This window comes from Arcticibacterium sp. SM2516 (genome assembly GCF_057914865.1).
The window spans coordinates 1,092,469-1,106,864 of sequence record NZ_CP195290.1 but is presented as its reverse complement, the minus strand read 5'-3'; the positions used below and the strand labels follow the sequence as shown (position 1 = coordinate 1,106,864).

Annotated in this window: 9 protein-coding genes; all 9 read left to right on the top strand. The window is 37.0% G+C overall.

What is annotated here, in order from left to right:
- Nucleotides 1-40: 40 nt before the first annotated feature.
- Nucleotides 41-3,088: a SusC/RagA family TonB-linked outer membrane protein gene (locus ACSBFT_RS04685; RefSeq protein ID WP_489603721.1), complete on the top strand. Its 3,048-nt coding sequence runs from the start codon at nt 41-43 to the stop codon at nt 3,086-3,088.
- 13 nt (nt 3,089-3,101) lie between these two features.
- Nucleotides 3,102-4,637 (top strand): RagB/SusD family nutrient uptake outer membrane protein, encoded by a 1,536-nt coding sequence (locus ACSBFT_RS04680; protein ID WP_463045406.1) that lies wholly within the window; start codon nt 3,102-3,104, stop codon nt 4,635-4,637.
- A gap of 186 nt (nt 4,638-4,823) precedes the next feature.
- Entirely contained in the window at nt 4,824-5,654 is an 831-nt protein-coding gene (locus ACSBFT_RS04675) for a cupin domain-containing protein (protein ID WP_489603720.1), read from the top strand.
- Between the two features lie 916 nt (nt 5,655-6,570).
- A complete protein-coding gene (locus ACSBFT_RS04670) occupies nt 6,571-8,817 on the top strand; it encodes a chondroitinase-B domain-containing protein (RefSeq protein ID WP_489603719.1) in 2,247 nt (748 codons plus the stop codon).
- Nucleotides 8,814-11,036: a heparinase II/III domain-containing protein gene (locus tag ACSBFT_RS04665; RefSeq protein ID WP_489603718.1), complete on the top strand. Its 2,223-nt coding sequence runs from the start codon at nt 8,814-8,816 to the stop codon at nt 11,034-11,036. The genes ACSBFT_RS04670 and ACSBFT_RS04665 overlap by 4 nt, the downstream gene beginning before the upstream one ends.
- Before the next feature lie 2 nt (nt 11,037-11,038).
- On the top strand, nt 11,039-11,794 hold the full coding sequence (locus ACSBFT_RS04660) for an SDR family NAD(P)-dependent oxidoreductase (protein ID WP_489603717.1): 756 nt from the start codon (nt 11,039-11,041) through the stop codon (nt 11,792-11,794).
- A 14-nt stretch (nt 11,795-11,808) separates the two neighbouring features.
- Nucleotides 11,809-12,150 (top strand): cupin domain-containing protein, encoded by a 342-nt coding sequence (locus tag ACSBFT_RS04655; protein ID WP_463045411.1) that lies wholly within the window; start codon nt 11,809-11,811, stop codon nt 12,148-12,150.
- 46 nt (nt 12,151-12,196) lie between these two features.
- On the top strand, nt 12,197-13,489 hold the full coding sequence (locus ACSBFT_RS04650) for an MFS transporter (protein WP_463045412.1): 1,293 nt from the start codon (nt 12,197-12,199) through the stop codon (nt 13,487-13,489).
- A gap of 23 nt (nt 13,490-13,512) precedes the next feature.
- The gene (locus ACSBFT_RS04645; protein WP_489603716.1) at nt 13,513-14,277 is read left to right on the top strand and encodes an SDR family NAD(P)-dependent oxidoreductase; all 765 of its coding nucleotides are present in this window, start codon (nt 13,513-13,515) and stop codon (nt 14,275-14,277) included.
- Nucleotides 14,278-14,396: the final 119 nt, after the last annotated feature.

The window sequence follows — 14,396 nt, the reverse complement described above, 5'->3', positions numbered from 1 at the left end:
ATATTGCATTATTCTTATATTCAAAACCTTAATTAACATTATGAATTCAAAACATGTACTTAACATGAGATGGCTCACAAAATCAATTTTAACCATAGGATTGGTTACAGCTTTGGCGTCATTTTCTTTTGCAGCAGACCGACAGGTGTCGGGTAAAGTAACTTCGGGTGAAGATAACATGGCACTTCCAGGTGTTAGCGTAACCGTAAAAGGAACAACAACGGGTACCATTACGGATATTGACGGAAACTACTCCTTAAATACGCCAGATAACGGAACCTTAGTGTTTAGCTTCATTGGCTATAAAAAAATGGAAGTAACCTTAGGAAGTCAAAGCAAAATTGACATCGTACTTATGGAAGACACTGGACTGTTAGAAGAAGTGGTGGTTGTTGGTTATGGCTCACAAAAAAAGAGCGACATCACGGGTTCCGTATCGTCCATTAAAGCAGAAGAAATAGACGCATTTCCATTGGCAAATGCAGAACAAGCCCTTCAAGGACGTGCAGCAGGTGTAGTGGTTCAGTCCAATAATGGTGGAGAGCCAGGTGCTCCTATTAGCATAAAAATTAGAGGTAACACTTCTATTAGTGCAAGCAGTACGCCGCTGATTGTTGTGGATGGTTTTGTGGGTGCCACAATGCCTCAACCTAACGATATAGCCTCTATAGAGGTTTTAAAAGATGCCTCTGCCACAGCAATATATGGGTCTAGAGGATCCAATGGTGTCGTTATGGTTACGACTAAAAAAGGTAAAAATGGTAAATTGTCTGTTGAATTAAATTCAAACTATTCAGTTCAAAATACCGCAAATAGACTAGATCTACTAAATGCAGATGAATTTGCAGCTTATCAGCAATCCATTAATCCTAATTATGTTCAAGGTCCTGCAAATACAGATTGGCAAGATTTATTGTACAGAACTGGTAATACTCAAAACCATCAGTTTTCTTTCTCTGGCGGAAAAGATAATGTCAATTTTTATGCTTCAGCCAATTACTTTAAGCAGAATGGAGTAATTACGAATTCTGATTTTGAAAAAATAACTTTCTTGTCAAATATTGATTCACAAGTTACTGATAAACTGAAACTTGGATTTAATCTTTTTGGCAATAGGTCTGAAAAAGATGGTGTTCCTACACAATCAACCGGTGAAACTGCCAATGGTGGTGGTGACGATGTAATTTCCTTGATGTTTAGATTTATGCCTGATTTAGGTGTTAAAAATGCTAACGGTTTAAACTCAACTAACTCTATTGGTGATAACATTGATAATCCATATGCTGTTGCCACGGAAAGTGTAAACAATACTAAAAATGATCAGTATAGAGCCAACCTTTATGCCAATTATGATATTATTAAAAACCTTACTTTCAAGACTACCTTAGGCTTTAGTGCCTCAAACGAGACTTTTGGCCTTTTTAGACCATCTACATTAATTATTACTGCTGGTGGTGGTACCGGAGGAAAAGCAAGTATATCAAACTTTAGAAAAACCAACATACTGAATGAGAATTACTTAACTTATACTAGAGGTATAGGAAAAGGTAATTTAGCTCTTTTGGCCGGTTATTCTTATCAAAAAACGGCTACAGAAAGATTTGCCGCAGGTGCTTCCGGTTTTACTTCAGATAGCTTTTCTTTCTATAATTTGGCCGGAAGTTCAGTGACTACTGTACCTACTTCTTCTTTTACGGAACAAGAAATTCAATCTCAATTTGGAAGATTAAATTTTGATTATGATGATAAATATTTAGTTACTGCTACGGTAAGAAGAGATGGTGCATCCAACTTTGCTGCCAATAACAAATATGCCATCTTCCCTTCTGGTGCCTTAGGATGGAGAATATCCAATGAAGAGTTCTTGAAAAACAGTACTAGCATTTCTAACTTAAAACTTAGAGCTAGTTATGGTGTAACGGGTAACCAGGCCATTGATGCCTACCAATCTTTAGCAAAATTTGCGACTATTTTTACTGGAATTAATGGACAATCAGTGAATGCGGTTGTGCCAGATCAATCGGCCAACCTTAATCTAAAATGGGAAACTTCTTACCAAACAAATATTGGTGTGGATTTAGGTCTTTTCAATAATAAAGTAGCACTAGCCTTAGATTATTATAACATTGATACCAAAGATCTTCTTTTAGCAGACCAAAGTCAGCCAGAATATCTTGGATTTCAGACATTGGCTAGTATCAGAAACGTGGGAGAGATTAATAACAAAGGATTTGAAGTTACTTTAAATACCAGAAACATTAATAAAGATGATTTCAGCTGGTCTACAGATTTAAACTGGTCAACCAACAAGAATAAGGTGGTATCCTTGATTAATGGCATAGATGTATTCTTAGATGCTTCTCCAGGATATTTTAGTGTTGCTCGTACTCACGTTTTAAGAGAAGGTGAAGCTGCAGGTGTTTTTTGGGGCTATGAATATCAAGGTGTTTATCAAGGAGATAACTTACCAGCAGGTACAGCTACTTTTCAAGGTGCAAAAGCAGGAGATCCATTATTTACCGATGTGGATGGTAGCGGCGTAATCAATACGAATGATCAAAAAATAATTGGAAACCCGAACCCAAATTTCACAATGGGTCTTACAAACAATTTCTCTTATAAGAACTTTGACTTGAACATCTTTTTTCAAGGTGCTTACGGTGGAGATGTTTTTAACCTAACTAAAGTTCAGCTGTTAAATGGTGACTCTAACGCTCTTAGAGATGTCTTAGATTCTTGGACGCCAACAAATACAGACACCAATATACCTCGTGCAGTAGGAAATAGAGGAAGAGAAATTTCTTCACGTTTTGTAGAAAACGGTAGCTACACAAGATTGAAGAACGTTGCTTTGAGCTATAATTTTCCTTCCGCTTTTGCTCAAAAAATGCGTATGGAGAATATTAGGTTTTCTGTTAGTGCACAGAATTTGTTAACATTTACGAAATACTCAGGCCTTGATCCTGAAGTGAGTTATTTCGGTGCTGGCGGAGGAAATTCTTCTTCAGGCAATACAACTCAAGGGTTTGATTTCGGAAACTTCCCGACCGTTAAATCTGTGAATTTCAGCCTTAATTTAAAATTTTAAAATTATTACGAATATGAAAAATATTAAAATCTTATTCTTGTTGTTAGGGATAACCACAATGGGATGTTCGAAATTAGGAGAGGAGCCTGTTGGTTTACTAGCTCCAGAAAGCTTTTTTACATCTTTAGGTGATATACAGACTGCCGTAAATGGTGCTTATGGCCACATGGAACATCGTTTTTTTATGTCTCGAGAGATGTCTATGTCTCTTATGTTGCGAAGTGATATGGTAGATCTTAACAAGAATGTTACCAATGCTGAAAGAGTCCAGTTTAATGATGTATCTCTTCTAGCTGATAATGCAAACATTTCAAGTTATTGGCCAAAGGCTTATCAAATTATTGGTGCCGCGAATCAGGCTATTGCCGGAGCAGAATTAGTAAAAGCAGATGAAAGTGCAAAAAACAAAATTGTAGCCCAAGCTTATTTCGCGAGAGCATTTGTGTACTTCCATTTAGTAAGACAATTTGGAGCCATCCCTTACTTATCTAAGCCCGTAACAGATATACAAGCCGCCTCAACCATTAGCAAAACTTCAGCTGATGAAGTATATGCAAACATCATCGCAGATCTAATGTTTGCCAAACAATGGTTGCCAAATACGCAAGTTTCAAGAGCTATACCAGCTAAATCTGCCGCTAGTGCATTTTTGGCAGATGTGTATTTAACAATGGGAAATTATCAAATGGCCTATTCAGAAGCTAAAGAAGTTATCGCTAATGAAGCTACCTATAACTTAGGTTTAGAATCAGATTTCCAGAATTTGTTTGATGTGACAAAGATAGATGCTTCTAAAGAGCCATTATTTGTAATAGATTTTATTGGATTGTCAAATGGTGACCAAGGTAGAGATTATCAAGCAGCGTTTACAGGTATTAGAGCGGATGACCAATACGGTTATGGTGGCGGATGGTCTGTCTCTGTTCCTTCTTTAGGTGTGTATAAAGCTTGGAATGGTCAAGACTACAGAAAATCAGTTAGTTTAGATACTACAGGCGTTTTTAAAGGCAAGGTAGAACCATATACCAAATTCACAACCTTCTTCTCTGCCGGTGATAACCGCCCTCATATCGCAAAATTCACCCGCAAAGCAGGACCAGCAGCAGAAGGAAATGGTAGAACTACAAAAAGTAACTACATCATGATGCGTTATGCCGAAGTCTTGTTAATTGCTGCTGAAGCCTTAAATGAAATTACTCCAGGCTCTGCGGAGGCTGCAGCTTATGTAAACAGAGTTCGAGCCAGAGCCAGAGCTGGAGCAGCGGGAAGTACGCCTAGAAGTTTCCCTGCAGATGTTTCTGGTTTAGGCCAAGATGCTTTTAGAACTATGGTCTTAGAAGAACGTAAATGGGAACTGGCATTTGAGTTTAAAAGATGGTACGATATAGCTAGAAGAAAATTAGGTGACGGTCCAAATGGTGTTTTTAGTGCTTCTGGATTAGAAGGAGCTAAACCAAATTTTCAATCAAATAGAGATTACCTATTTCCATTACCTGCTAATGAATTAGTAAGAAATTCTAACCTGTTACCTCAAAACCCAGGTTACTAAATTTATTCATGGGTTGAATAATCAGTAATTCATTTTACTGAGATCTTTACTTCGAGTTGGGGTTTCAAATTACCATCAAAGGTAGTCTGAAGCCCCACTTGGAGATGGATCAAAATCACCTGATTAAAATTGACTTATAATGACATAATTTTCACTATGAGCAATAATACCAAGCAATTGAAATTAATGAAAATAAAAATCACTTTTATAGCTTTAACAGTTCTATTAACATCTTCTGTTCTGTGTAAGGCTCAAGAAATTCCAATAGAGCATTTATACACTAAATTATCGTCAGGGACAAAAGAGTATAGCAAAACAATACTAGAGAATGAAATTGGAGGAATCAAAGTCACACAAGTTTCTTTAACGGGAGATATCGTTAAAAAAGAGTTTCAAGATGATAATTACAGAGACATTTATATTTTCATAAAAGGATCAGGAAAAATCACAGCCAATAAGGAAAAATATGACATTGAACCAGAAACCATTCTAGTTCAAAACGCAATAAAACACATTACCATACATCCAGAAAAAAATGATACGCTTCTTTTTTTAAAGATATCAAGCTTACTAACTCTACAAGATAAGCTGGACTTGAAGGAGTTTCCGAAGAGAAATACACAAGAAGTATATTTCAGGAAATTCACCGATTGCGAAGCCTATACGGAACCTATCAAAAGTCCTAATACGATAAGTAGGACTATTTTTCCAAATAAATATATACCAAGAATAGCTATGGGGACAGTTCAAACTTCGGGTCCCGACAAGGTTGACCCACACGAACACGCCATGTTAGAGCAATTGTTTCTTGGCCTTACCGATAATGATGTGGTGGTTTTTGCAGATGATGCCAAAGTAAACCTCCCAGCTTACTCTTTGCTTCATATTCCATTAGGTTCTAGCCATTCTGTAAAGGTGGATGAAGGGAAAAAAATGTATTATGTCTGGATGGATTTCTTTTTAGATAAAAAAGGAGAAGAATGGCTAAAAACGCATAACACCATTAAGAATCCTTAAACAAAAGGTATTTAATATTTGCTCGTATTTAAAATATCAGGTCAGTATTGATATTTTAAACTACCCCAATCCGATAAGGAATATTCATTTCTTTATCGGATTGCTTTTTTTATAGGGTTATAAAAAAATCCCCTCCCCTAAATCCGAAGGATGTATTAGAGCACCGGAAAAGAGGGTTTATATAAGGGCAAGAACTATTGTTAAAATCTAACAACATGACTTGACCGAGAGCAATGTAAATGGCGACTTTTTCCTCATTTATTAGTGCTTGGGTGAATTTAAAAAAGCACTTAAAGTTGTAGGTAGCATTTTTCAAAACAAATGAGCTATCTCAAGAATTATTCTTTAAGCTTTCACAAACCGTAGCCCTAAAATCACCTAATTATATCTCTTTTTAGTTTTATGATTGGCTCTTTCCCTTTCATTTAAAAAATTACAAAATTGTATTTTTATGAGAAATGCTTTGAAGTTATCAAATGTTAAATAAAAGCTCAAAATCTCACATCTATCTTGTGAAAATAAAATATACCTTAAAATTGGAGTTTACCAATAATTAACTAGTAAATAAATTCTAACAATACAAACGTTACCGGAAACGTTTTCATAAATATATTGTACTTTTACATGTTTTTATTTGAGTATTCTGGTTGATTTTCTCATTTCTATCCCTAATTTTATAATGTATTCAAGGGACAGCATAACTATATCCCTCTCTATTAAATAGTAATATTCTAATATTTAAACTTAACTATCGACGCTATGAAATTAAACTTTTTACAAAAAAATGGACGTTTAGTTAAGACATGCTATTATGGTAAAGTGGTTTATACTAAAGCTTGTTAACTCAAACCCTAGAATATTCATTAAATCGAAAGGAGCCAGATTCGTTTCACTCCATTTATCTAATCAACCCGCTATGAAAAAATTAATCATATTTCTCCTCTTCTTATCCTTAAAGTCATTCGGAGGAGAGAAACTTGTTTCTTCAAATGATGAGCTTAATAAAGCCATAAAAACGGCAAAGCCTGGAGACGTAATCATCATGACCAATGGAATATGGAACAATACTGAAATCCTTTTTGAAGCTACAGGTACTAAAGCAAGTCCTATAACGCTGAAGGCTCAAGAAAAAGGAAAAGTCACCATAGAGCAGTCTTCTAATCTGAGAATTTCTGGGGAATACCTGATTGTGGAAGGATTGGTATTCAAAAATGGCTTCTCTCCTACTTCGGAAGTTATTTCTTTCAAAAAGGATTCTAAAACGCTAGCCAATAACTGTAGACTTACAGAAGTAGTCATTGATAACTTTAACGGACCAGAAAGATATGATGGACAAGCTTGGGCAGTGCTTTACGGCAAAAACAACAGAATAGACCACTGCAGTTTTTTAAATAAAAGGTCACAAGGTGTAACCTTAACCGTAAGGTTAAACAGTCCTGAAAGCGTTGAAAACAACCATTTAATTGACCACAACTATTTTGGGCCACGTCAAAACCTGGGCTCAAATGGTGGTGAAACAATGAGAATTGGCACCAGTCACTTTTCTATGATGAATTCAAAATCTGTGGTAGCGTATAATTACTTCGACAGGTGTGATGGAGAGCAAGAAATCATCTCTAATAAATCAGGACAAAATACCTATAGATTTAACACCTTCTTTGAGTGTAAAGGCACTTTAACCATGCGTCACGGAAACGAAACACACGTTGAAGGAAACGTTTTAATTGGTAATGGTGTAACCAACACTGGCGGAATTCGAGTTATCAATGAAAAACAAACCGTTATTAACAATTACCTAGAAGGTATTACAGGAAATAGATTTAAAGGAGCCATCACCGTCATGAATGGTGTTCCTAACTCTCCATTAAATAGATATGTTTCTGTAAAAGACTCTAAAATAATAAATAACACGCTCATAGACTGTGCACATATAGAACTCTGTGCGGGCAGCGATTCTGAAAGAAGTGAAACGCCTACTTCCACCACTATAGCCAACAACATTTTCTCTTCAAAATCTTCTGATATATTCGGCATTTTTGACGATATCTCTGGATTGAATTTTAGTAATAATGTGGTATCTCCTGAGGTTAAAAAGCCTACAGAGGTAGGGTTTCTATCTAAAAAAATGACCTTTGAAAGAGCCGCTAATGGTCTCTTAGTTCCTAAAAACCTTCCTTCAAATTTGGGAGCAAATATTACTGAAGATTTTGCAAGTAGAGGCAACACAGGTGCTAAATGGTATAAGTCTGAAACGATAGACGTTCCCTTTAACTCTGGAAAATTGATAAAGGTAGCCGCTGGGCTTAACACGCTTCAAGAGGCCGTTGAAAAATCAAGTCCTGGCGATATTTTATTGCTAGATGCTTCTGCTCTGTACAACACTTCAAAAAGCATCTTCATACACCACCCATTAACCATAAAAAGCAATGGGAAGGAAAAAGCTAATCTGTTATTTGAGACTAAATACTTATTTAAAATAGAAAACGGTGGTAGCTTAAAATTAGAAGGTCTTTCTATAGATGGAGAAGAAGCTCCTGATGCCTCATTGAATGCTGTTATTGCTACCAGCAAGTATTCTATGAACAAAAACTACAAGCTTTTAGTAGACCACTGCGACTTCCGAAATCTGGATATCAATAATTATTTCAACGTGCTTTATGTAGCACCATCCACTTTTGCAGACAGTATTTCATTTAAGAATTCTACGTTTAGCAGTATCTCTGGAGACGTATTAGCCCTAAATAAAGAAACCGACGATATCGGTATTTACAATGCGGAGTCTGTAACTATAGAAAACTGCACATTCAAAGACATTAAAGGTTCTGCCATTAACATGTACCGCGGAGGCAGAGATGAAAGCACCACCGCAGGTATACTTGAGGTGAGCAATTCCATGTTTGAAAATGTGGGTAACACTAACTCGGAAGGAGCTTTAAACCTATATGGCGTTCAGGAGGTGGACATTAAAAACAGTGTCTTTAAAAATACGGGGGAATTTAACATCACACTTACCGTAGGAGAACCCAGCAATGTAATTCATGACTGCGTGATAGACAGAACTCAAAAGATAAATGTCATTGGAGAAGGATACTCAAGTTCCAATATATGGAATGACCAAAAAAATAAAATAGGTGATAACGGCAAAAAAATAGGTTTAAGATGATTAAAAATATCGTATACAGCATTTCGCTTGTCTTATTTCTAGGCAGTTGCACAGTACTTGGGCAAAATCATAAGCATATTATTATTAATAATGAGCAGCTCATTTATATAAAAAAGAATTTAGGTAAGGCTCCCTTGTTTGACCAAACACTAGCTGAAACCAAGGCTAATCTTGATGCAGAAATCGCTGCAGGATTTGATGTGCCAGTACCTAAAGATTTAGCCGGCGGATATACCCACGAAACCCACCGAAAAAACTACCTCCTTATGGAGCAGGCAGGTTCCTTATATAGAATTACGGGAGACGAGAAATACGCCATGTTTATAAAACAGATGCTTTTTAAATATGCCGAACTTTTCCCCACCTTAGGCCTACACCCTTCTAAAAAGTCATATTCTAGAGGGAAACTTTTCTGGCAATGTCTTAATGACGCCAACTGGCTGGTAAGTGTAAGCCAAGCCTATGACAGTATATATGAATGGTTGAATAATGGAGATAGAAAACTAATTGAAGCACAACTTTTAAGACCTTATGCGGAGTTCCTTTCCACTGGAAACCCGCAGTTTTTTAACAGGATTCATAACCACAGCACTTGGGCTTGTGCCGCCGTTGGGCTTACTGGGCTTGCTATTGGTGATGAAAAACTTGTCCAAAACGCTCTATATGGTTTAGATGAAGACGGCTTAAGTGCTACCGCCCACGATAACGATGGAGCACTTATTAAATCTGACACACAAGGATTTTTGGCACAAATAGATGGTTTATTCTCTCCTGACGGCTTATATTCTGAAGGTCCTTATTATCACCGCTACGCCATATATCCATTTTTAGTTTTTGCAGTAGGTTTAGAAAACGTAAAACCAGAATTAGGGATTTTTAAATATCGTGATGGTTCCCTATTAAAATCTGTCAATACCTTATTGGGCGAGAGTAACCAAAAAGGAGACTTCTTCCCTCTAAATGATGCTCAAAAAGGCATGTCCATTTATAATTCTTCCTTAATTTCAGCTGTTGACATCGCTTATTATTATGGAGGAAAAGATCCTAGCTTACTTTCTATTGCGAAAACTCAAAATGCCGTTAATTTGGATGCCACGGGAATGGCGGTAGGTTTAGACCTACCGAAAGCTAAACCAATGGTGAGAAAATCGATGGTTATAAAAGATGGTAAAGACGGAGATATGGGTGCTCTAGGCATTTTGAGATCCACCAAAGGAGAAGAACTCGTTTTCAAATTCGGTTCACAAGGAATGGGACACGGTCATTTTGACAAACTCTCCTACTCCTTTTATAATGATGGCTTTGAAGTTGTTCAAGATTACGGGATGGCACGATTTGTTAATATCGAACAAAAAGGTGGTGGTGGATACCTCAAAGAAAACAACACTTTTGCTAAACAAAGTATTGCTCATAATACATTGGTAATAAACGAAACATCACATTTTGGTGGCAATACAGACGTGGCCGAATTATATGCCCCATATCTAAATTTCAAAGATATTTCGAGTCCTAAGATTCAGGTTATTTCCGCTTCAGACACCAATGCTTATAAGGGCATAAAGATGACTAGAACACTGTTTATGATGGACGAATCGTTTTTTGGTAATGCGTTAACTATTGACTTATTCAAAGTCAATAGTGACAAGCCAAATCAATATGACCTACCTCTTTATTACCAAGGTCAATGGCTTTCTACCAACTTCGAATATCAAATTCCTACTGCTTTAGAAAAGTTAGGTTCGGCAAATGGCTATCAGCATATCTGGAAAGAAGCAGAAGCTATTTTAGATGGATCCAACATGCAATTTAGCTGGCTAAATCAAGGTCAATTTTATACTTACACGGCGGCAACACATAAAAATGATGAGTTTATAGCTGGGAGAGTGGGTGCCACAGATCCTAGTTTCAATTTAAGGAGAGACCCTCTTTTAATTCTAAGAAGAAAGAATGCGACCACTACTTCTTTTGCTAGTGTTACCGAAACGCACGGAGCTTATTCTCCAATAGATGAAAGAGCCATCGATCCTTATGGAAAGATAAGGTCTATTAGTGTAGAAATTGACAACGAAAAATATACCGTCTTAAAAATAAAGACGGACGACAATGAAGGCATTCTGGCAATTGCCAATAAAGATTATAGTAGCAATCATGTAATCAACTATAATGGGTCCAATCTTCATTGGGAAGGGCCATTTTATTTCAATTTAACCGCAAAATAAGAATGACAAAATTAAAAAATAAGGTAGCTATTGTAACCGGAGGGGGAAGAGATATCGGAAAGATGACTTCCTTAAAATTAGCTTCTATGGGAGCTAAGGTGGTAGTGAATTACTTTGGAGGAAAAGATGCTGCTGAGCAAACTATGAAAGAAATTGAAGCGATAGGCGGTGAAGCCATATTGTTTCAAGGAGACATGACCAAACCAGTTGAAGTAGACCAATTGGTAAAAGCGACTATAGCGGCTTTTGGTTCTGATATACATATTTTAGTCAATAACGCAGGTGGCTTAGTCGCTCGTAAAACACTTGCAGAAATGGACGAAGATTTCGTAAACACCGTTTTTAAATTAAATTTCAATACTGCCTTTTTATTAACCAAGGCAGTAGTACCGTATATGCCTCAAGGTTCTTCTATCATCAACTTTGCTTCACAAGCAGGAAGAGATGGAGGGGGAGCCGGTTCCGCCGCGTACTCATCTTCAAAAGGAGCAGTAATGACTTTCTCACGTGCTATGGCCAAAGAATTAGGACCACAAGGCATTAGAGTAAATTCCTTATGTCCTGGAATGATAGCGACAACTTTTCACGATACTTTCACTAAAGACGAAGTAAGAACTAAAGTTGCAGCAAGTACACCATTAAGAAGAGAAGGAAGACCAGAAGAAGTTGCTGATTTAGTAGCCTATTTAGCCACGGATGAATCTTCATTTATCACAGGAAATAACATAGACATAAACGGAGGATTAGCCTTTTCATAATAAACAAGAATAAAATGACAGAAAATTTGCAAAAAGCATTTGTTAAAGACAACTCCATGGAGTGGGAAGAATTAAACGACATGGTTAAAAGAAAAATCATGGCGTATGACGATAGTCTAATGATCGTAAAAGTACACTTCAAAAAAGGTGGAATTGGTCCTATTCATGATCATTTCCATAGCCAAACTTCTTATGTAGAAAGTGGGGTTTTTGATGTAACAATCGACAACGAAACTCAGCAATTAAAAACTGGTGACGTATTTTATATTAAACCCCATGCTCCCCATGGAGCGGTATGCATTGAAGAAGGCGTATTACTGGACTTTTTCTCACCCGTTAGAGAAGATTTTTTATAAACCTTCCCTAACTTATGAGATGCACTTATCCCTAAAATAGAAAAACATGAAAGTAAACGGATTACGCTGGTGGGTTATAGGCCTTATAGCATTTGCGACTGTAATTAATTACATCGACAGACAAACACTAAATGTGCTTTGGCCTGATATTGCAGATGACTTATATCCCGATAAAACCAGTGACGAAAGAAAAGAGATCTATTCCTATATTTCAATAATATTTGTATTCTCTTACGCTTTTGGTCAAGCCATATTTGGTAAAATATTTGATTGGATAGGAACTCGTTTAGGGTTTGCATTATCGATAGGGGTTTGGTCATTAGCTACCGCCCTTCATGCCTTAGCAACCTCTTTCGGAATATTCGCACTTTTTAGATCTATCTTAGGAATTGCAGAAGCAGGAAACTGGCCAGGAGCTGCCAAAGCCAATTCAGAGTGGTTTCCAACAAATGAAAGAGCATTTGCTCAAGGTTTGTTTAACTCAGGAGCGGCTATAGGAGGTATCATTTCTATACCAATGATTGCATTTCTTTCCATCTATTTTAGTTGGCAATATATTTTCATCCTTGTAGGATTAGTGGGTTTACTTTGGTTGGTGCCTTGGTTTGTTTTAGTAAAATCACCACCAGGAAAACACCCTTGGTTAACTGAAAGCGAGCGTGAATATATTTTAAGCGGACAGCTAAATCAAAGCGAAGAAACTGATGCTGACACCTATAATCCTGATACTAAAGAGTTATTAGGACATAAAGAAAGCTGGGGTGTGATTTTAGCTACTGCGGCCATTGACCCCATCTGGTGGTTATTTGTATTCTGGATACCGATTTATTTAAATGAGGTCTACGGAATGAACGTACAGGCCATTGGACTTTATGGATGGGTACCTTACGTTGGTGCCATGTTTGGTGCTTGGTTTGGTGGCTTACTAGCACAAAACAGACTTAAAAAAGGATGGACAGTGGATAAAACAAGAAAAATGGTCATCTCCTTGGGTTGTGTCATTATGCTCCCTGCTTTATTCGCAATGGCTAGCCCAGGTGGTCCAACAACGGCCGTATTAATAATGGCTGTTATACTATTTGGATTCCAAACGGCTATTGGTAATATACAAACATTACCTAGTGATATTTTCAACGGAAAAACAGTAGGAACATTATCAGGTTTTTCAGGTATGGCAGCCAAATTGGGTGCCGCAGGATTAACATACTTAGTTCCTTGGTTAACAAGTGGCGGAAATTACACTCCTGCCTTTATTATAGGTGCAGCATTAGCTGTAATAACCATGCTAAGTGTGTGGATTTTCATACCAAACATTAAAAGATTAAAAAGAGCATTTTAATCAAAAAACAAACAAATTATAAAATGAGTAAAGTAAAAGGGCAAGTAGCAGTAATCACTGGTGCCACCGGCGGAATAGGTTTTGAAGTAGCAAAAAGGCTTGGAACAGATGGATATACTGTAATTTTAAATGGCATAAATTCGGAAGATGGTGCTGCAAGAATAAAAGAACTTACCGAAAAAGGAATTACAGCTGAATACTACGGATTTGATGTTACGAAAGAAGATGAAGTAACAGCAAACATCAATAAAATAGGTGAGAAATACGGAAGAATAGATGTATTAGTAAATAACGCAGGTGGACTAGGTGGAAGATCCAGGTTTGAAGAAATGACCACGGAGTTTTACAGAAGCGTAATGGCCTTAAACTTGGATTCTGTGTTTTTTGCTTCTAGAGCTGCAATTCCATTCCTTAAAAAAGGAGAAAATGCTTCTATCATTAACTATACCTCTAATGCCGCTTGGAATGCTGGCGGACCAGGAGCTGGAATATACGGTACTTCTAAAGCCGGTGTACATGCAATAACAAGAGCGTTAGCAAAAGATTTGGCAGAAGATGGTATTAGGGTTAATGCGGTGTCTCCAGGTACCATTGACACACCTTTTCACGCTCAAATTAAATCAACCAAACCAGAAGTTTTTGCTTCATGGAAAAACAATATCCTGTTAGGTAGATTAGGGCAACCAGAAGAAGTAGCTTCTGTAGTTTCATTTTTAGCGAGCAAAGATGCTTCTTTTATAACTGCAGAAACTATTCAAATTGGTGGTGGTCAAGCATTAGGAATATAAGTGTATAATAATACTTAGTGAAGTTTAATTAGTTTAAATCCGCTTTCATTAGAAAATCTCCCGATTTTATCGGGACCGTAGCTAAATTGCATCAAATCAGTTCGTAAACCAATTTTAGC

Coding starts and splice junctions, on each gene's coding strand:
- ACSBFT_RS04655 (WP_463045411.1), top strand. CDS start 11,809: ATGACAGAAAATTTGCAAAAAGCATTTGTTAAAGACAACTCCATGGAG.
- ACSBFT_RS04685 (WP_489603721.1), top strand. CDS start 41: ATGAATTCAAAACATGTACTTAACATGAGATGGCTCACAAAATCAATT.
- ACSBFT_RS04670 (WP_489603719.1), top strand. CDS start 6,571: ATGAAAAAATTAATCATATTTCTCCTCTTCTTATCCTTAAAGTCATTC.
- ACSBFT_RS04650 (WP_463045412.1), top strand. CDS start 12,197: ATGAAAGTAAACGGATTACGCTGGTGGGTTATAGGCCTTATAGCATTT.
- ACSBFT_RS04665 (WP_489603718.1), top strand. CDS start 8,814: ATGATTAAAAATATCGTATACAGCATTTCGCTTGTCTTATTTCTAGGC.
- ACSBFT_RS04645 (WP_489603716.1), top strand. CDS start 13,513: ATGAGTAAAGTAAAAGGGCAAGTAGCAGTAATCACTGGTGCCACCGGC.
- ACSBFT_RS04660 (WP_489603717.1), top strand. CDS start 11,039: ATGACAAAATTAAAAAATAAGGTAGCTATTGTAACCGGAGGGGGAAGA.
- ACSBFT_RS04680 (WP_463045406.1), top strand. CDS start 3,102: ATGAAAAATATTAAAATCTTATTCTTGTTGTTAGGGATAACCACAATG.
- ACSBFT_RS04675 (WP_489603720.1), top strand. CDS start 4,824: ATGAAAATAAAAATCACTTTTATAGCTTTAACAGTTCTATTAACATCT.